Here is a 16,470-nt window from a genome sequence, read left to right as displayed (position 1 = left end):
TGCACCTTTGCCCGCATCCCTACGGGCGTTTTATTCCTTACGCCGCTTCCACCGATACGGCCAGGCGCTTGCCCAGAGCGGCCAGCGCAGCTTCCACGTGCTCGATCTTCGAGCCATGTTCGAAGTCCAGGAGGCGGTCAACCTTGGTCTGGGCAGAGCCCAGCAGCCGGATCAGGTCGGCCTTTCGCATATTCTTCTCGCGCATGGCGTTCCAGAGCGAAACCTTGGCGGCCACCAGTGCTGACAAATGAATAACGCGCTCGCCCTCAGCAGGTACCGAGGGTAGAGGGATGGGGCGCAGTTGATCGACATAGATGGTCAAGGCCAACACCAGGCCCTCGACCGCGTTCTCGATTAACTCTTCCACGGTATCGCCGGCGCTGTGTGCCTCTGGGATATCCCTGCACGAAGACCAGAACGACCCCGCTTCTGCGTGAGCCCGAATTGCGTAGCTATACATTTTTCCTACCTCGTCTGTGTGTGGCTGATGACGCTGTGCTCAAGCGGGTAGAGCCTCAATCCTTGAGGCCCAGTTGTTTGATGATTGCCTTCCTAAGTCCTTCGCCGATTTCCTTGGCTCCGTGATCTGGGAAGATCGTTTGCTTGCCTTGGTAGTAGATCTTGAAGTGCTTTTGGCGCTTCTTTGAAAACTCTACCCCTTGGGCAATTAACCACCGCTTGAACTCGTTACCGCTCATCAGCCCTCCTGTGTGTCTTGCTGATGTGTTCAGTATACATCATATTTGTGGTAACACAACAAGTTTGTGGTGCTTTATTTCACCGATTATCGGTGCCCTATCGAGAATTTCTGATGGACCCGAGCGAACTTGTAACCAAGCTGCCCACTACCCTCGCAGGCTGGGTCAGCTGGGGTATCTGCGCGCTGTTTGGCGGCACGATCTATATCAGCAAGTACCTGTCGGAGCGGCGCGGTGATAACCGCGAGATCGACCGACTGGAAAAGGCCTTGGCCGAAGAGCGCACGCTTCGTAAGGAAGCCGACGCTGAAAACCGCGTCCTGAGCGACCGAATCAACGACCTAGTCCAGAAGTTCTCCGACCAGAATGCAACAAACGCCCGGCTTGAGGAGCAAATGAAGCACCTCGCCGAGCAAAACGACGAATTGCGCAAGCAGGTCGCACACCTGCAACAAACCATCCAAGGAGCGCGTCAGTCATGACCGAGCCACGGACACATTCAAGAACCCGTCGATTCTGGGACGGCCACGGTAGCTGGCTGCTGTTGCTCATTGTGGGCATCAGTTGCTGGATGGCCGGCAGCCAATACAGCGCCTCGACGATGGGCAGCACCATCCAGATTCTGGTGAACTCGCAGGACAAGGAAACGGACAGCTACCGCCAGCGTATCCGCGAACTGCATGACCAGATCGACCACCTCAACACCTCAGTCCAGCCTGTGGTTCAGCAGGCCGCCAAAGACGCGTCCACTGCGGCCGCCAAAGCCAGTGAGGCTGCCGACAGCGCCGCCAAGGCTGTGGACAAGGTGACGCCATGAGTCTTCAGCTTATCGACAACGCAAGCCAGTGGCACAAGATGTGGTCTGTGCGCTTGGCGCTGGCTGGAGCGGTGCTCAATGCAGCAGCCGTCGGCTGGACGCTCTTTCAAGGCGCCGTAAATCCTCTGGTGTTTGCCTCGGTGAACATGGGGCTGGGGATCGCTGTCGCCATCGCGCGCGTGGTTCAGCAAACCGAACTGCAGGATGGCCCTCATGACCATTAAATCAATCCTCGCCCGGCTCTTCGGGCGCTACACAAAGGGCAAAACTATGAACGTTTCCGTACCGCTCACCACCCTGATCATCGGTGGCACTACCCTGATCACCGCTTCCGAAGCGGCAACCTTCGCCTCGTCCAACGATGCCATCCTGACTGTCGATTCGACCGGCCTGGTGACTGGCGTGGCCGATGGCTCTGGTTCCGTTGTTGCTACCTCGGTCGCCGATACCACCCAGACCAGCACCATCAACTTCACCGTAACCGCCTCGGCTCTGTCTGCCACCGCGGATACCCCAGTCGTGGCCCAGAAGACCGAACTGGAAAAGCTCGAAGAGCTGATCGAGAAGCTGGAGCTGGAAACGCTGAAGGAAATCAAGGCCGGTATCGCCTTCCTGAAAGCGCTGGTCTGATCCATCGCCCGGTTCGCGCCGGGCTTTCTTTTCTGCACTGATGGAAGCTCGCAATGAAGGTTGGCGTAGGCGTCATCACCATGGGCCTGCGGCCCATCCGTGACTACAAGCTGGCCCCAGGCTCCCATCTCTACGTCTACACCGACACCGAACGCAAAGGCCCAGCCCGCGCGCGCAATCAGGTCCTCAAGTACCTGTGCGAGGAGGGTTGTGACGTATTTTTTGTATTCGACGACGACTGCTACCCGACGGTGCCAGGCTGGGAGGCCTACTTCCTCGACCAGCACCAGAAGACCGGCATCCACCTGTTCGGCCTGCCCGATGTCTTCCACGCGGGCATGACCGGTGCGGAAGGTGAGGTGATCTACTGGAACGGCATGCTGGTCCAGTTCGCCATGTACACCCGCAAGCTGCTGGAAGAGGTCGGCTTCTACAACACCCGGTATGACCGCTACGGCCACGAAGACAGCGGCTACACGTTCAGGGCTCTGCGCTCTGGGCTGGCTGGCAACAAGACGGGCTTCCCGTCACCGATCCGAACCCTCGGTTACATTCACTCAGAAGACGTGTACGGCCAGACCCAAGTGCACAACCTGACCGGGGAAGAGAAGGGCGCCTACATCGAAGCCAATCGCGCCATCCTCTACGCCGAACTGAACGGCGATCAAATTTACTACCCCTTTGCCCAGGACGCCGAATGAACGCCTCGATCAACCCGGTGGCGCGCCGTGGCAACCTGATGCTGGATATCAGGCCGTACACCTCCTGCGATTTCCATCGAATCATCATGCCCTACGGCCGCCTCAACGCTGACCCGAAGGCGCCGGTGTTCGTGTTCAACCGCCAGCCCTCCCATGGCATCCACTCGCTCATGGCGATGAAGCAGGCAGGGATCAAGATCATCTGTGACGTAGACGACCACTTCGATGTGGGTCCGCACCATGTGATGTATGAGCTGTTCAAGAAGAACAACATCGCCGAGATCATCAAGCAATCGATGATGCTGGCCGATCTGGTAACCGTGACCAACACCGAGCTGGCCAAGGCCGTGGCCCCGTATGCCAAGCGCATCGAGATCCTGCCAAACGCGCTGCCGTTCGATCAGGGCCAGTTCACCCTGTCCCAGGACACCGAGAGTGATCGACCCATTGTGTATGTGGCTGGCACCACCCACCGGCACGACATGAGCCAGTTCGCAGGCCATGTGGACGAACAGCACCTGACCATCGCCGGGCACAACCCCGAGCGGGAGGAGTGGCGCAAGATCGAGCGCATGTTTGGCCCGGGCGTGAAGTACAAGCCAGAGGTCGGCATCGACGACTACATGAGCCTGTACGACGGCCACGCCGTCGCGCTCGCACCGCTGGTGGACACCGAGTTCAACCGCTGCAAGTCAAACCTGAAGGTGCTGGAAGCCGGGGCCAAGGGGCTGCCCATCATCACGTCGGACGTTCACCCGTACCTGAACGCCACCGACTATGACGCGGTGGACTACGCCTCGGACGGCACCGACTGGCGGGAATGCACGGACAGGCTGGTCAACGACAAGGTCTACCGCCTGGAGCGTGGCCAGCAGCTTGCCGAGCACGTCCGTGAGCACTACCACCTGGACAAAATCAATGAGATCCGCCGGCAGATCGTCGAGGGGATCGTATAAGAGGTTCAACCTATGGCGCTGACAGCAAAGCAGCAGCGCTTCGTCGATGAATACCTGGTTGACCTGAACGCGACGCAGGCTGCTATCCGTGCGGGCTACAGCGCTAAGACGGGTCGCCAGATCGGCAACCGTATGTTGACAAATGTTGACATTCAGGCCGCCATTGAGAGATGCATGAAGATGCGTGCTGGGCGTACCGAGATCACCCAGGACATGGTGCTTCGCGAGCTGGCCAAGATCGGTTTCAGCGATATCCGCAAGGTCGTGCGCTGGGGGAACACCGAGATCGTCACGGGTGTTGATGACGAGGGCGAGCCGACCATTGAAGTCCACCACGGGCTTTGCCTCGTCGGCGCTGACGACATTGATGACCACACCGCTGCGGCCATCTCGGAGATCTCCGAAGGTCGCGAGGGCTTGAAGGTCAAGCTGCATGACAAGAAAGGTGCTCTGGTTGACATCGGTCGTCACCTTGGCATGTTCAAGGATCGCGTGGAGCACACCGGCAAGGACGGGGCGCCGATTCAGGTAACCCACACTGCAGCCGACTACGCTGCCGCCCGCAGAGCGTTGCAGGAGCGCCTGAATAAAAAGGTTTGACGATGAGCGCGATACTCGAATGGGAGGACTTGAGCTTCCCCGACCGTGTCGCAGTGGCGGATATGTCGCTGGATTCGTTCCTCTCGTTCACCCGCATCTGGTTCGAGCTGATCCAAGGCGACCGGCTGTTGGTCAACTGGCACCACGAATACATGGCCCAGGCCATTGATGACCTGATCGCCGGTACGCTGCAGCCACGCAACCTGATCATCAACATCCCGCCGGGCGGCACCAAGACCGAGTTCTTCTCGGTCCACCTCCCGGTTTACGTGAACACCCTGGTGCGAGACGGCAAGCTCAAGCGCTTTCGCAACTTGAACGTCTCGTACGCTGACACACTGGTCAAACGCAACTCGCGCCGAACCCGCGACATCATCGCCAGCGAGCCTTATCAGGCCCTGTGGCCGTGTTCGTTCGGGGTCAATCAGGCAGAAGAGTGGGAGATCGTTGACGAACGCGGCCGTTCGATTGGCCAAACCGTGTCAAAGTCGGCCGGCGGCCAGATCACCGGTGGCCGGGGTGGCTACTTCGGCGACCTGTTCTCGGGCTGCATCCTGCTGGATGACTTCAACAAGCCGGTGGACATGTTCAGCGAGACCAAGCGCAACAGCGCCAACCTCATGCTGACCAACACTATCCGGTCACGTCGTGGTGACAAGTCCAAGGACAACGCCACACCTGTCGTGAGCATCCAGCAACGTCTGCACACCGCAGATGCCACGGGCTTCATGATGTCCGGCGGTATGGGCCTCGAGTTCAAACACATCTGGATACCGGCCCTGATCGATCAGCACTATCTGGACAGCCTGCCCGAACCCTGGCGCACCAAGTGCTGGGACACAATCAAGGACACCGACTCGGTCGAGGTCGGCGGCGTACGTTATTGGTCCTACTGGCCGGAGATGGAGTATGTCGGCGACCTGGTAGCTTTGTGGGAGCGTGACAACTACACGTTCACCTCGCAGTACCAGCAGAAGCCCGCGCTGCTCACCGGTGGAATCTTCAACACCGACTGGTTCGGCACCTACACTCGGGCGCCGCACCTGGTCTACCGCGCCATCTACGTGGACACCAACAGCGGCAAGGTCACGGATTACAACGACTACACCGTATTCACGCTGGTGGGCACGGGCGTCGACGGCAACCTCTATATCCTCGATGTGGAGCGCGGCAAGTGGGACCCTGAAGACCTGCTGACCAAGGCCATCGAGCTGTGGGACAAGTGGAAACCCTACGACCGGCGCCGCCCGATGCCGATCCGCGACATGGGCATCGAGGACAAGCAGGCCGGACAAGGCTTGATCACCACCCTGAAGAAGCGCAAAGAGATCCCCATCAAGGAGATTCCGCGCGGAGAAGGCCAGAACAAGCTGGTCCGAGCGCTTAACGTGGTCCCGCAGATCAAGACAGGCAAGGTCTTCCTCCCGGCCACCTACGACGAGCAGGGCGAACGCCTGGAGCACTCTCTGTACGCCGACGGCTCGGTGGCCGGGTCTACACATTGGGTCCCTACAGCTCTGGCCGAGTTCGCAGCATTCAGCGCCGACGACAGCCACGACAATGACGATATCGTCGATACGTGGATGGACGCCATCAGTGATAACCTCATTGAAGGCGGAAATCTGGACTATCAATCATGGCTGTGAAACCCAAGAGCTTCAGGATCACCATCGAGCTGTTCGAAGACGCTGAACCGGACGTGGCCCTGCATACCAAGGTGTGGAAGTACCCCTGCCACGGCCTTTTCGGCGCAGACGACTTCCCGCGCAAGATGGCGGCAGACACGATGATCGAGTTCAAGCAGGAATGCTTCCTAGGCGGCCACCTCGACGATTTCAACCGACGGCTAAAGCCGGACTGGAAACCAGATTCATAAGCCCGAAAGGGCTTTTTTTACGCCCGGAGGCAGCATGGCAGACGGTTGGGACTGGAAAGGTCAGGACAACTGGTACATCTACTGGGCGCCCACTGAAGCATTACTGGATGGTCGCCGCCGCCGGTTGTCGGCCGTGGCCACCACTCTGGACGCCGCAATCGCGTCCTACAACGGGTTCAACATGTACGGTACGGGCTTCAAGGTCCTTGTCGAGCAGCAACAACCCACGATGGTCTCCGACATCACTACGATATTCGTCGCCTCCGGTGTCTGGAATGGCACCTACGACGAGTTCCTGGCCGCCTCTGGCGTCACCTCGTAACCAGTAGGCACCCCATGAAATCGAACAAACCAAGACTGCGGCCTGACGGCAACGGCGGCTTCAGCATGGCCACGCGCGATGGTCTGGTGAACCTCTACACCGGTCTTGGAACGGGGCGCGACAGCCGCACCGGTGGCACCTTCGAGTTCGGCACCTATCAGGATTACGTGCAGTACGAGGCTGCCTACTCCGAGAACTGGATTGCCCGCGATATCATTGATATCCCGGTGGATGACGCTACCCGCGAGTGGCGAGAGTTCCAGCATGCCCAAGCCGACCAGATCATGGCCGAGGAAAAGCGTCTGGGTATCCAGCAGCGCTTTCAAGAGGGTGTGAAGTGGGCGCGGCTGTACGGCGGCGCGGTCATGGTGATGCTCACCGACCAAGCGCTTGATAAGCCACTGGACGTCAACAAGATCAAGAAAGGGTCGCTCAAGGCGATCCGCGTCATTGACCGCATGTACATCACCGGCCAGGACTGGAACTACACCGACATCCTCGCTGAAAACTACATGTTGCCCAGCTATTACCTGCTGTACGGCGGGGCGCAGCGCATTCACTTCTCGCACTTGGTGCGTATGCCAGGCGCGATGCTGCCCATGCGCCTGCGTCAGCTCAACGGCATGTGGGATGACAGCGAGATGCGTCGCTGCCTTGAAGACCTCAAGGACGTGGTGGAGTCGAAAGGCGGCATCGCCAAGCTGATTCAGACTGCCAACGTCGATACGGTCACGGTCGAGGGGCTGAAATCGGCCCTGGCATCAGGCGATACCGAGAAAGCCACCATTGACCGATTCAGGGTTTTCAACCTGATGAAGTCGGCGCACTCGCTGGCCCTACTGGACAGCAAAGAAGAATTCGACCGTAAGGGTGTCAGCTTTGGCGGCCTGGGCGACATTCTCAGCGTGCTGATGACATGGATCTCCGGCGCCGCGCACATCCCGATGACCCGCCTGTTCGGTATTCAGGCCAAGGGCCTGGGCAACGGCGGCGAAGGCGACATGAACAACTACTACAACTCCCTGCGCGGCAAGCAGGAGGGCCCGTACCGGCAGGTGCTCGAGAAGCTGGACCAGGTGTTCATCCGCTCGGCGCTGGGCAGCTTTCCGGACGACTACGAGTTTCAGTGGAAGCCGTTGGATCAACCCGATGGGCTGGAACTGGCGCAGACGCGCATGGCCAATGCCCAGGCGGATGACCTGCGCATCCAGCAGGGGGTGCCTGCTTACCTTGTCATGCAGAAGCTGAACGCCGCCGGCGAGTTCGACGTTCCCGAAGACCTGATCAAGCAGATGGAGGCGAACCACAATGCTCAGGCCCAAGGCGAAGCTGCCGACCGAGAGCCCGTATCAATCACGGGCGGTGATAAGGCCGACCCGAAAGGCGGAAGCGGCGTACCGAAGAAACCTGCTTGATCTCGTAGATGCCATGGCTATGGCCGTGCGTGACCGCATCGTACCGACGCTCCAGGCTCGCTGGGACATCGAAAGCTTGGCCCCCAAGGCCATGACGCGCGATGCGGGCTATGCCGACCTGCTGGTTGAACTGATCGCCTCGACGGCCAACATGTTCCTCAACATCGACATGCGAGGTAGCGCATACCAGCCCAAGGCCAAGCCGGCGCCCAGTAAGCGCCGCCGAGGGCCGCGGGTTGCGCCACCATCGCCTGCCGAAGAGATCGCCCTGCACGCGGTCGAGATGGCCGCTGACGAGGCCGACGATCATGTGGTCAAGGAACTGCGCCGCACGGTGCGCATTGATGCCCAGGCGCTGATGACCAGTGAAGGCGTCAACGGCTACATCGACGCCATGGTCAGCAGTAACGTGGCGCTGATCAAGACCATCCCGCAGGAGTTCTTCAGCGACGTTGAGCAGACGGTGCTGAATGCCTACTCCCAGGGCCTGGCGCTCAAGCCAGTACTGGAGCAGTTGCAGGAGAAGGTCGGCGTCAGTGCCAGGCGGGCCAAAGTCATCGCTGTAGACCAGATGAACAAGGTCAACAGCGATGTCGAGCGCCGCCGGATGCTGAACATTGGCATCACGCGCTTCAAGTGGTCCACGTCCAAGGACGAACGGGTCAGCGGCAACCCATCCGGCCTGTACCCGAACGCCAAGGTGAAGTGCTTCAAGATCGCCTTGCAGGACACCGGCATGGGTCCGGGCGTGTACTCCCTCAAGGATGGCGCGAAATGGGATGGCGAAAGCGAACTGTTCCCTGGCCGCGCGCACGTCAAGTGTCGATGCACCTTTACCCCTCAGATAGAGGGATTCGATTACTGAGCCCCGCTGAAGCGGGGTTTTTTCTGCCTGGAATCCAAGCATGAAACTCAAGGTTCAAGACAAGACGGCCACGCTGGGCAGTCGCCGCGAGTTCACCGACAACGGTTATTTGAAGGTGCCGGGGCGCGTGGCGCGGGTCGGCGTGCAGAACTACCTGGCCATGGAGTTCGACTTCGCGGCCATCAACAAACAGTTCGGCCTGACACTCAAGGCCACTGACGTGATGCGCGTGTACAGGCCGCCCGAGTCGGTATTCGACCCAGTGTCGCTGGCCAGCTATGACAACGCGGACATCACCCTGGAGCACCCCGGCGACTTCGTAGGGGCCGAGAACTACTCGAGCCATTCGGTCGGCCACTGCATCAGCGCCGGCCGCCAAGACGGTGACTTCGTCGAGGTCGACCTGCTGATCAAGGACGGGATGGCCATCAAGTCCGTTGACTCTGGCAAAGCCGAGCTCAGCGCCGGCTACGAGGCCGACTACGACTACCAGCCCGGAAGAACCCCATTCGGCGAGGCCTACGACTTCATCCAGTCGGGCATCGGCGTGAACCACGTCGCTATCTGCGACAAAGCCCGCGCAGGCCATGGCGCCCGCATTTTTGACTCACAGAAGGAACACGAAATGCCGAAGGTAAAACTCTTCGACGGCGCCACGGTTGAGGTTGCTGACGAAAACACCCAAACGATCATCCAGCGGGCGATTGACTCGCTGGCGGGCACTCTGGCCACCGAGCAGGCCCGCGCTGATGGCGCTGAAGCCATCCGCGACTCCCTGACCGGCGAACTGACCGCCCTGAAAGCCAAGGCCAGCGATTCAGCTCTGTCCGAGCGCGTGTTGCTGGTGCTGGACGCACGCAGTTCTGCCAACCGCCTGGCTGGCAAGGCTTTCACCACCGACAGCGTCGATCCGGTCGCCATCAAGGCCGCCGCGCTTGAAGCCGTCGGAGTGAAGTGCCTGAAGTCTGAAAAGTGGGCTGATGCCCCTGCTGCCTACATCGAAGCCTTCTTCGACGCCCAGATGGCCAACAAGGACGAGGACGACCAAAAGGACGAGGACGACAAGCAGAAGACCAAGGACTCGATTACCGGTCTTGCTGCCGACCTGGCCAACGCCAAACCCAAGGGCAACGCCACTGCCCAGCAGACTCGCGACGCCGACTACCAGGCGTTCCTCGACAAGCGCTACGCCGCACAGGAGGCCAAGTAATGGCTATTGCACAAGACCAGTTCGACATCTATCGCCTGGATGCCTACGAAGGCCAGATCGGCACCATCGAGGTCAACAAGGTTGACTCGGGTGTGGCCGGTGCTGACATCCCGTTCGGCCGCGCTGTGGTCCGTGACCCAGTCACCGGCAACATCCTGCCTTGGGCAACTAGCTCGGCCGCATGGGACTTGCTGGGCATCTCGGTCCGTTCGCAGACCGGCAACAGCGTCCAGCTGCCCCAGTACGGCAGCGTGTACCCGATCACCACGGCAGGTTACCTGGCTGGCCAGAACATCTCCTACATGACCAATGGCGCCATTCGCGCCATGTGTGTCGACGGCGCGCTGGCCGGCAACATCGTTTCCATCGTCAATACCGCAGGTGCGAACCTGGGCCGCCTGTCCACCGGTGACGGTGTGCAAATCCCATTCCTGCGCTGGAAGGACGACGTGACCGCCGGCTCCATCGGCTGGATTGAACTCAACGGCATCTTCACCGCCTCCGGCGTGTAACAAGGACCTGAACACATGAAAAATCGTGCACGCATGAGCACTTTCGACACCGATCCGACCGCCGCTCTGTCGTTCCTGACTCAGCAGGCGGCGTACATCGAGTCCGAGGTGTACCGTCAGCAGTACCCGCAGTACAAGTACACCCAGTTGGTGCCGCTGGACAACAGCGCCCCTGATTGGACTCAGGTCGTCGGCTTTCGCTCAGTTAACAGCCGCGGCGAGATGAAGCTGTTCGGCCCAAAGTCCACCGACGTTCCGACCGTTGAAATCGCGGCCACCATGGGCTACCACGAAATCCAGACTGGTGCGCTCGGCTACGAGTACAGCATCGAAGAACTGGGCTACGCGCAGCTGAACGGCATCAACATCGACAACGAGCGCGCGATTGCCGTGCGTGATGGTGTCGAGAAGGGCATGAACCAGATCTACCTGCAAGGCGGTCTGATCTCCACTGCCAACGGCAAAACCAAGACGGTAGGCGAAGGCCTTTACACCGGTGCAAACGTGTCGCAGTCCTCGCTGGGCACCAACATCGTCGCGCTCGTCGCGGCCGGTGACGCCCAGGCCGTGCTGAACATCTTCTCGAACGCCTACAACCAGGTGTTCATCACCAACACCAGCACCGTTCACATGCCGACCGACTTCGTCATGCCGGCCAGCATCTATCAGCTACTGCAACGCACGCTGATCAACACCGGCAACGCCAGTAACTTCACCTTCCTGATGTTCCTGCAGGCCAACTTCCCCAACATGACGTTTGACTGGGACATTCTGCTGGAGAAAGCAGGCAAAAGCGGCACCACCCGCCTGGTGACCTACAAGAAGGACATTCGCATCCTGAAGGGTCACGACGTGATGCCGTTGCGCTTTCTGGCGCCGGCCACCGCCGACAACGTGAACTTCAAGGTTCCGGCTATCTGCCGTACTGGAGGCGTCGAGTGGCGTGTTCCGAAGGCTGCTGCTTACTTCGACAACCTGTGATGCACGGGGCTTCGGCCCCCCTTCCGAGGATTGCGACATGCAGATCACCTCTGACGTGATTGATGACTTTCGCGAAGCGTTTCCCGAGTTCAGCGACCAAACGAAGTGGTCTGCCGGGCAAATCCTGGTAGCACTGCAGGACGCTGACAACGAAACCGGCTCGCGCTGGGGCGGCTACGCCAACCCGGTGCGGTCTCTCAAGCAGCGCGGCATGTTCGCCTACGCTGCGCACGCACTGGCCAAGCGCGCCATGCAAGCGCAGCAGATGGCTGCTGGCTCCATACCGACGCCTGGCGCCCAGATCTCGGGCAAGTCGGTCGGTGACGAATCGACCTCCTACGCCGTGAGCACGCCCAGTTACGATCAGGCCACCAGTGATGGCGACCTGTACCTGACTGCCTACGGGAAGGAATTCCTGCGCCTGCGCTCTCGCATCGTCGGCCCGGCCATGGTGTAGCCATGGGGATCACGGTCGATGTGAGCGGGCAAACCAAGGCTCAGCTTCGCGAGACCTTGAAGAAAATCCAGGCGCGTGTGCGCGATCGGGCTGTCTTTATCGGCATCCCGGCCGGCTCCGGCGAACAGGACGGCATGACCATTGCCCGATTGGGCGCCATTCATGAGTTCGGCGCAACGATCGATCATCCCGGTGGCACGCAGTACGGCTACACCACCGAGGACGATGCCCACGATGGCAAGGTGAGATTCCAGAGCACAGGGAAGGGCGTCATGGCCCTGGGCATCACGGGGCCGCACCAGATCATCATCCCCGAGCGTTCTTTCCTCCGTGCCCCGCTGCGGGCACATACCGAGGACATAAAGAAGGCCTGGCGGGCAATCATCCCCAAGGTCATCAAGGGCGAGCTGACGTTGCTCAACGGCCTGCATCAGATCGGCGCCCGGGCCTCGGCCTTCTGCCGTGACGCGATCAAGGACGGCATCGCGCCGGCCAACGCCGCGTCCACCATCCGCAAGAAAGGGTCGAGCACACCGCTGATCGATCAGGGGATTCTCGTCAGCAAGATCACGTATCGGGTAGAGGGCTGACCATGCTCACGATGGAAGGCCATATCGATTCGGACTTCGTGTCTACCCCTGATGGTGGTGTGTACCTGGTGCGCGCCGCCGCCGGCGATTACACGGGCATGGGTGGTACGTGGGAGGACACTGCTCCCGCCACTCGCACCCTGTTGACAGCCGTGAACATTCAACAGGCCTCGCCCAAGAGCGTGGAAGTGATGACCGGCACTTCGGGGGCAGTCAACCCGCAAGACTGGAAGATCGTCCACATCAACGACGGCGTGACCTACCTCTACCCGGACGACTCAGGCCAGTTCGCAGACCTGTTGGAGTTCTCGGATGGGGTGGACATGCGTCAGTGGCGGGTCAGGCAGTGCGACAACCGGCCGTGGCGCAGCTACTGCCGAGCCATGGTCGAGCGATACCGGGGTGAGGCATGAGGGACATCAACGAGCTGAACCCGATCTTCCAGCAAGTGGTGGCCCTCCTGACCGGTGCGGACCTCAACCGAGTGATCCTCGCCAATCAGGGCAAGCCGATGCCTGGCGGTACGGCGCTTTCGGCGTCCTACCTTCTGGTGCCGATCAAGGCCTATGGCTGGCCAACCCTGCGCTATGACGACGCTGTCGACCTCGAGCCGGCTGATCCCAGCCTGGGCGACTGGACCGACTACGACGTCACCATGCAAAGCACGATGATCTTCACGCTGTCGGTGAACATCTTCAACGAAGGGGCCGCAACGGCCGCGATGTCGCTTCCGAACGGGAACTTCCGGGCCGACATTGCCGCGCTGCTGCGCCAGTACCGCATCGGGTGGTTCCAGACGAGCCCGCCACGCAACCTGACTGTTCTGCAGAACGCCGGGATTCAGCCTCGCTATCAGTGCGACCTGACCCTGTACGCAGAGGTCGAGACCACCTACGCCGTCCTGCGCGCCGCCGGCTTCTCTTACGAAGTGAGCGATGCCCTGACCAAACAGAAACTTCAATCAGGACAATACAATGGCAGTTGATATCTCCAACATCGTGCCTATCTCGGTGTCGATCTCCGCCGCAGGTCTCTCCGATGCTGACTTCACCAGTTCGGTGGCGTTCGCCGATTCCTCGGATCTGGCGTCAGGTGTCGTCTTCGCGGCGGGCAGCTATCGCGATTACACCGCGCTGACAGATATTGTGAGCGACTTCGGCACCACCTCCGAGCTCTACAAGCTGGCAGCGCCTTACTTCGCGAACAAGACCCGGTCGCCCACGTTCACCGTGTTCATGAAGTCGTCGTCGGGTGAAGATCCCACCACGGCCGCCAATCAACTGGCCGCCTCGGGCATCTGGCGCTACAACCACTTCTTCAAGAACACCGACATCACCACCGGCACCATCTCCAATCTGGCCGCCTGGGCCGACAGCGAGAACCGCGCGGTGTGGCTGAGCATCAGTGATGCCGCCGTAGTAACGCAGGGCTCGACCACTGACCTGGCTTCGGTGATTGCAGGCCTGAACCCTCGCCACATCTTCCAGGGTTTCCGCGCCCCGGCCACGCTGGCCGCTGATGCGACTCAGGGCTACCCAATGAACGGCCTGGCCGCCAAGTTCACCAAGTGGAACCCTGCCGGCTTGAATACCGCGATCACTGGTGAGTACCAGACCTTGACCAACGTCACGGCCGACTCGCTGTCGCCTACCGCCATCGGCATCCTGAAGACCAAGAAGTGCGTCTACTTCTCCAAGGTCGTGTCCAGCGGTGCCACCACCGGCTGTATGTCGATGAACACCACCTCACCATCGCCCAACGGTGAGTGGATTGACGACGTGATCGGCGTGGACATGCTGACCAATGCACTGCAGGTCGGCCTGTTCGACTGGCTGATCCAACCCCAGACCAAACGCGGCCTGGATGCCAAGAACTTCGCGGGCGCCATTGCGGCGGCCGGGGCGGTGTGCAAGTCCTACTTCGACAACGGATTCCTGGGTGCTGGCTACATCACCGACCCGGATACCGGCAACGACCGCTACCTGTCGAACGGCTACTACATCGACAACGATCCAACCGACGTGGAATCGCTCACTACCGCCCAGCGGCAGGCGCGGACCTACCCGGTGTTGAACATCTACGTGCTACGCGATGGCGCTGCGCACTTCATCCCTGTCAGCCTCTATGTGGAGTAACGGTTCATGGCAATGATTGACTATGGCGCCGCCGGCTCCAACCTCTCGATCAACGGCATCACGATCAGTTCATATGGTGACGTTGATCCACCCATCGTGATCGAGGACATCGAGCCGCGGTCGGCGCTCAAGCGCGGGACCGGGGGCAAGTCCATTCGCATGGACAACGTCACCCGGGCGAAGCGACTCACCATCCACCTGCTACCAGGCTCGGATGAAGCGCGCCAGATCATCGCCCTGGACAAGAGCCGGGTGGACTTCTTCGGCATGTTCAACCAGTCAGGCACGGCGGAAAACGTTGTGTTCTATGCCGGGATTCTGGTCAACCGCGGCCAGTTGGGCCGTGGCGGACGTACCAACGTGTCCGACGAACAGTTCATTTTCGAATTCAACGACTCCGAAGAGACGTAATCACCCACCGGCCGCTCCGGCGGCCAGGCCCTGAGGAATACCATGGCTCGCTCTATTTCCCTGTTCATCGCCGGCGTCGAGTACGGCGGTACCACGGCACCGGCAAAGGCTCAGGAAGAGATGCTGCACCTGGCGGTCAACACCGGGATTATCTCCTATCTGGGGGATGCTACGCCGGCCAGTGACGCAGAGCTGGTGATGGCCCTGCTGCGCTCCCCATTCGAGAGCGTACAGCGCCTGACCGCTCTGGCGCTGCGCCATGACAAGGCCGACCTGATCAAGCGCGATGACGGCACGGGCAACATCATCCTGCCCATCGGCCCGAATCTGTTTCAGGACAACATCCAGTTTTACTACCTGCTAGTGGTCCAGGTCCTGCGGGAGAACCTGAAGGGTTTTTTCAAGCTGCTCCCTCAAGAAAGCGACGAGCCAGCGCCGGGCGAAGCAGCGTAAGCACGGTCAACTGGTTCCTGTGGCGACCCTGCGTGGCTTCGGCGGCCTGCCCGGCGCCGCTGGCACGGTATGACCAGATGCTGGATGGCAGCCTTGACCTGGGCGACGTGATCGAGATGCATACCGTGCTGGACGAGCTCGAGAGCAACTACGAGCGGGCGGTGAAGGCGGCGCAGGTCCGGTGATGCCTATATCCGGCCATGGTAGAGCGTAGTTTTGATCACCGATTTCGTGGCCGGGTCGTAATCGCACTCGTAAGTGCGAGGCTCGTACGCGCCGTACATGTTCTGAACTTCAATGGTGTCGCCAATGAACGTGATCTTTCCTGACGACTGGTCAAGCCATCGAATCTGCTGAAACCCAATATCGACAAGGCCGCCAGTCCATCTGAACGCAAACTCGGTAGATTTCTCGATGGCTTTTTTGCACGGGTAGCTGGCGTCAGGCTCCACTTTCTTTGCCCAACACTGCAGGTCTTTTGCGCACGCTGCGTCATCAGCTTTCTGCCTTTCCATGGCTACGTCAGCAGCGATGGCGTCCTGTGCCTTTTCAAGGTCAGTTGGTTCTTTCGCTGGGTGAGTCGAAACAAAAACCACGAAGGCAACGCACACAACGATGACAAACAGGACTTTCCGTTTGTGTGATATGCGCTCCTTCGCCTCGCGAACACTCTGATCTTCCAGGCTTTCGCCAATACGAACCGCTCCACAGTGAGGGCAACTGTTGGCTTTAGTTGACAGCTTCCCACCACATTCACTGCATTTGATTAAAGCCATGCTGCGCTCCGGCATTCCTTGAGGTGCGCAGAATAGCAAAACCCCCATCGACCAGGAGTCTTCAG

General features: G+C 60.1%; 26 protein-coding genes. 23 read left to right on the top strand and 3 right to left on the bottom strand.

The features are described from left to right. Nucleotides 1-37: 37 nt before the first annotated feature. Together HB675_RS21805 and HB675_RS21800 are read right to left on the bottom strand one after the other, a co-directional pair. A complete protein-coding gene (locus HB675_RS21805; RefSeq protein ID WP_345945790.1) occupies nt 38-367 on the bottom strand; it encodes a type II toxin-antitoxin system HicB family antitoxin in 330 nt (109 codons plus the stop codon). Between the two features lie 148 nt (nt 368-515). Beyond that, nucleotides 516-698, bottom strand: coding sequence for a type II toxin-antitoxin system HicA family toxin (locus tag HB675_RS21800; RefSeq protein ID WP_213881222.1), 183 nt, complete (start codon nt 696-698; stop codon nt 516-518). Nucleotides 699-811: 113 nt separating this feature from the next. On the opposite strand from HB675_RS21800, the gene HB675_RS21795 reads away from it, so the two are divergent. Genes HB675_RS21795 through HB675_RS21685 form a run of 23 tightly spaced genes read left to right on the top strand, consistent with a single transcriptional unit; the run spans nt 812 to nt 15,814 of the window. Then, nucleotides 812-1,180, top strand: a complete 369-nt coding sequence (locus tag HB675_RS21795; protein ID WP_213881221.1) for a hypothetical protein — start codon at nt 812-814, stop codon at nt 1,178-1,180. Then, nucleotides 1,177-1,515 (top strand): hypothetical protein, encoded by a 339-nt coding sequence (locus HB675_RS21790; protein ID WP_213881220.1) that lies wholly within the window; start codon nt 1,177-1,179, stop codon nt 1,513-1,515. Before HB675_RS21795 ends, HB675_RS21790 begins: the two co-directional genes overlap by 4 nt. After that, the gene (locus HB675_RS21785; protein ID WP_213881219.1) at nt 1,512-1,739 is read left to right on the top strand and encodes a hypothetical protein; all 228 of its coding nucleotides are present in this window, start codon (nt 1,512-1,514) and stop codon (nt 1,737-1,739) included. The genes HB675_RS21790 and HB675_RS21785 overlap by 4 nt, the downstream gene beginning before the upstream one ends. Then, complete coding sequence (locus tag HB675_RS21780; protein WP_213881218.1) at nt 1,729-2,145, top strand: Ig-like domain-containing protein; 417 nt, start codon at nt 1,729-1,731, stop codon at nt 2,143-2,145. The genes HB675_RS21785 and HB675_RS21780 overlap by 11 nt, the downstream gene beginning before the upstream one ends. A 53-nt stretch (nt 2,146-2,198) precedes the next feature. Next, the gene (locus HB675_RS21775; RefSeq protein ID WP_213881217.1) at nt 2,199-2,846 is read left to right on the top strand and encodes a hypothetical protein; all 648 of its coding nucleotides are present in this window, start codon (nt 2,199-2,201) and stop codon (nt 2,844-2,846) included. Continuing rightward, nucleotides 2,843-3,802, top strand: coding sequence for a glycosyltransferase (locus HB675_RS21770; protein WP_213881216.1), 960 nt, complete (start codon nt 2,843-2,845; stop codon nt 3,800-3,802). The genes HB675_RS21775 and HB675_RS21770 overlap by 4 nt, the downstream gene beginning before the upstream one ends. Nucleotides 3,803-3,814: 12 nt before the next feature. After that, nucleotides 3,815-4,402, top strand: a complete 588-nt coding sequence (locus HB675_RS21765) for a terminase small subunit (protein WP_213881215.1) — start codon at nt 3,815-3,817, stop codon at nt 4,400-4,402. Nucleotides 4,403-4,404: 2 nt separating this feature from the next. After that, nucleotides 4,405-6,048: a phage terminase large subunit gene (gene terL, locus HB675_RS21760; RefSeq protein WP_213881214.1), complete on the top strand. Its 1,644-nt coding sequence runs from the start codon at nt 4,405-4,407 to the stop codon at nt 6,046-6,048. Then, complete coding sequence (locus HB675_RS21755) at nt 6,039-6,278, top strand: hypothetical protein (RefSeq protein ID WP_213881213.1); 240 nt, start codon at nt 6,039-6,041, stop codon at nt 6,276-6,278. The genes terL and HB675_RS21755 overlap by 10 nt, the downstream gene beginning before the upstream one ends. A 34-nt stretch (nt 6,279-6,312) precedes the next feature. After that, nucleotides 6,313-6,600 (top strand): hypothetical protein, encoded by a 288-nt coding sequence (locus HB675_RS21750; RefSeq protein ID WP_213881212.1) that lies wholly within the window; start codon nt 6,313-6,315, stop codon nt 6,598-6,600. A 14-nt stretch (nt 6,601-6,614) separates the two neighbouring features. Further along, nucleotides 6,615-8,015 (top strand): DUF1073 domain-containing protein, encoded by a 1,401-nt coding sequence (locus tag HB675_RS21745; RefSeq protein WP_256737642.1) that lies wholly within the window; start codon nt 6,615-6,617, stop codon nt 8,013-8,015. 13 nt (nt 8,016-8,028) lie between these two features. After that, nucleotides 8,029-8,880 (top strand): phage head morphogenesis protein, encoded by an 852-nt coding sequence (locus tag HB675_RS21740; protein WP_213881211.1) that lies wholly within the window; start codon nt 8,029-8,031, stop codon nt 8,878-8,880. A 40-nt stretch (nt 8,881-8,920) separates the two neighbouring features. Next, nucleotides 8,921-10,090: a DUF2213 domain-containing protein gene (locus tag HB675_RS21735; RefSeq protein ID WP_213881210.1), complete on the top strand. Its 1,170-nt coding sequence runs from the start codon at nt 8,921-8,923 to the stop codon at nt 10,088-10,090. Further along, nucleotides 10,090-10,602, top strand: coding sequence for a hypothetical protein (locus tag HB675_RS21730; protein ID WP_213881209.1), 513 nt, complete (start codon nt 10,090-10,092; stop codon nt 10,600-10,602). The genes HB675_RS21735 and HB675_RS21730 overlap by 1 nt, the downstream gene beginning before the upstream one ends. Nucleotides 10,603-10,617: 15 nt before the next feature. Then, nucleotides 10,618-11,583, top strand: coding sequence for a major capsid family protein (locus tag HB675_RS21725; RefSeq protein WP_213881208.1), 966 nt, complete (start codon nt 10,618-10,620; stop codon nt 11,581-11,583). 37 nt (nt 11,584-11,620) lie between these two features. Then, nucleotides 11,621-12,040 (top strand): DUF4054 domain-containing protein, encoded by a 420-nt coding sequence (locus tag HB675_RS21720; RefSeq protein WP_213881207.1) that lies wholly within the window; start codon nt 11,621-11,623, stop codon nt 12,038-12,040. A 2-nt stretch (nt 12,041-12,042) separates the two neighbouring features. Further along, nucleotides 12,043-12,630, top strand: coding sequence for a hypothetical protein (locus HB675_RS21715; RefSeq protein ID WP_213881206.1), 588 nt, complete (start codon nt 12,043-12,045; stop codon nt 12,628-12,630). Nucleotides 12,631-12,632: 2 nt separating this feature from the next. Then, nucleotides 12,633-13,043: a hypothetical protein gene (locus tag HB675_RS21710; protein ID WP_213881205.1), complete on the top strand. Its 411-nt coding sequence runs from the start codon at nt 12,633-12,635 to the stop codon at nt 13,041-13,043. Next, nucleotides 13,040-13,615 carry a hypothetical protein gene (locus tag HB675_RS21705; protein ID WP_213881204.1) on the top strand — a complete coding sequence of 192 codons (576 nt, stop codon included), beginning with the start codon at nt 13,040-13,042 and terminating at the stop codon, nt 13,613-13,615. Before HB675_RS21710 ends, HB675_RS21705 begins: the two co-directional genes overlap by 4 nt. Then, on the top strand, nt 13,605-14,765 hold the full coding sequence (locus tag HB675_RS21700) for a DUF3383 family protein (RefSeq protein ID WP_213881203.1): 1,161 nt from the start codon (nt 13,605-13,607) through the stop codon (nt 14,763-14,765). The genes HB675_RS21705 and HB675_RS21700 overlap by 11 nt, the downstream gene beginning before the upstream one ends. A 6-nt stretch (nt 14,766-14,771) precedes the next feature. Continuing rightward, entirely contained in the window at nt 14,772-15,176 is a 405-nt protein-coding gene (locus tag HB675_RS21695) for a hypothetical protein (RefSeq protein WP_213881202.1), read from the top strand. 42 nt (nt 15,177-15,218) lie between these two features. After that, nucleotides 15,219-15,629 carry a hypothetical protein gene (locus HB675_RS21690; protein WP_213881201.1) on the top strand — a complete coding sequence of 137 codons (411 nt, stop codon included), beginning with the start codon at nt 15,219-15,221 and terminating at the stop codon, nt 15,627-15,629. Nucleotides 15,630-15,661: 32 nt separating this feature from the next. Further along, nucleotides 15,662-15,814: a hypothetical protein gene (locus HB675_RS21685; RefSeq protein ID WP_213881200.1), complete on the top strand. Its 153-nt coding sequence runs from the start codon at nt 15,662-15,664 to the stop codon at nt 15,812-15,814. Nucleotides 15,815-15,817: 3 nt separating this feature from the next. Here the strand turns inward: HB675_RS21685 and HB675_RS21680 are convergent, their stop codons facing one another. Next, nucleotides 15,818-16,405 carry a hypothetical protein gene (locus tag HB675_RS21680; protein WP_213881199.1) on the bottom strand — a complete coding sequence of 196 codons (588 nt, stop codon included), beginning with the start codon at nt 16,403-16,405 and terminating at the stop codon, nt 15,818-15,820. Nucleotides 16,406-16,470 lie beyond the last annotated feature (65 nt).

The organism is Pseudomonas sp. dw_358 (assembly GCF_018449655.1).
In the GTDB taxonomy this organism is placed as follows: Bacteria; Pseudomonadota; Gammaproteobacteria; order Pseudomonadales; family Pseudomonadaceae; genus Aquipseudomonas.
The sequence above is the reverse complement of the archived record's forward strand: the minus strand, read 5'-3'. Positions and strand labels throughout refer to the sequence as shown.

Coding starts and splice junctions, on each gene's coding strand:
- HB675_RS21800 (WP_213881222.1), bottom strand. CDS start 698: ATGAGCGGTAACGAGTTCAAGCGGTGGTTAATTGCCCAAGGGGTAGAG.
- HB675_RS21795 (WP_213881221.1), top strand. CDS start 812: ATGGACCCGAGCGAACTTGTAACCAAGCTGCCCACTACCCTCGCAGGC.
- HB675_RS21790 (WP_213881220.1), top strand. CDS start 1,177: ATGACCGAGCCACGGACACATTCAAGAACCCGTCGATTCTGGGACGGC.
- HB675_RS21785 (WP_213881219.1), top strand. CDS start 1,512: ATGAGTCTTCAGCTTATCGACAACGCAAGCCAGTGGCACAAGATGTGG.
- HB675_RS21780 (WP_213881218.1), top strand. CDS start 1,729: ATGACCATTAAATCAATCCTCGCCCGGCTCTTCGGGCGCTACACAAAG.
- HB675_RS21775 (WP_213881217.1), top strand. CDS start 2,199: ATGAAGGTTGGCGTAGGCGTCATCACCATGGGCCTGCGGCCCATCCGT.
- HB675_RS21770 (WP_213881216.1), top strand. CDS start 2,843: ATGAACGCCTCGATCAACCCGGTGGCGCGCCGTGGCAACCTGATGCTG.
- HB675_RS21765 (WP_213881215.1), top strand. CDS start 3,815: ATGGCGCTGACAGCAAAGCAGCAGCGCTTCGTCGATGAATACCTGGTT.
- terL (WP_213881214.1), top strand. CDS start 4,405: ATGAGCGCGATACTCGAATGGGAGGACTTGAGCTTCCCCGACCGTGTC.
- HB675_RS21755 (WP_213881213.1), top strand. CDS start 6,039: ATGGCTGTGAAACCCAAGAGCTTCAGGATCACCATCGAGCTGTTCGAA.
- HB675_RS21750 (WP_213881212.1), top strand. CDS start 6,313: ATGGCAGACGGTTGGGACTGGAAAGGTCAGGACAACTGGTACATCTAC.
- HB675_RS21745 (WP_256737642.1), top strand. CDS start 6,615: ATGAAATCGAACAAACCAAGACTGCGGCCTGACGGCAACGGCGGCTTC.
- HB675_RS21740 (WP_213881211.1), top strand. CDS start 8,029: ATGGCTATGGCCGTGCGTGACCGCATCGTACCGACGCTCCAGGCTCGC.
- HB675_RS21735 (WP_213881210.1), top strand. CDS start 8,921: ATGAAACTCAAGGTTCAAGACAAGACGGCCACGCTGGGCAGTCGCCGC.
- HB675_RS21730 (WP_213881209.1), top strand. CDS start 10,090: ATGGCTATTGCACAAGACCAGTTCGACATCTATCGCCTGGATGCCTAC.
- HB675_RS21725 (WP_213881208.1), top strand. CDS start 10,618: ATGAAAAATCGTGCACGCATGAGCACTTTCGACACCGATCCGACCGCC.
- HB675_RS21720 (WP_213881207.1), top strand. CDS start 11,621: ATGCAGATCACCTCTGACGTGATTGATGACTTTCGCGAAGCGTTTCCC.
- HB675_RS21715 (WP_213881206.1), top strand. CDS start 12,043: ATGGGGATCACGGTCGATGTGAGCGGGCAAACCAAGGCTCAGCTTCGC.
- HB675_RS21710 (WP_213881205.1), top strand. CDS start 12,633: ATGCTCACGATGGAAGGCCATATCGATTCGGACTTCGTGTCTACCCCT.
- HB675_RS21705 (WP_213881204.1), top strand. CDS start 13,040: ATGAGGGACATCAACGAGCTGAACCCGATCTTCCAGCAAGTGGTGGCC.
- HB675_RS21700 (WP_213881203.1), top strand. CDS start 13,605: ATGGCAGTTGATATCTCCAACATCGTGCCTATCTCGGTGTCGATCTCC.
- HB675_RS21695 (WP_213881202.1), top strand. CDS start 14,772: ATGGCAATGATTGACTATGGCGCCGCCGGCTCCAACCTCTCGATCAAC.
- HB675_RS21690 (WP_213881201.1), top strand. CDS start 15,219: ATGGCTCGCTCTATTTCCCTGTTCATCGCCGGCGTCGAGTACGGCGGT.
- HB675_RS21680 (WP_213881199.1), bottom strand. CDS start 16,405: ATGGCTTTAATCAAATGCAGTGAATGTGGTGGGAAGCTGTCAACTAAA.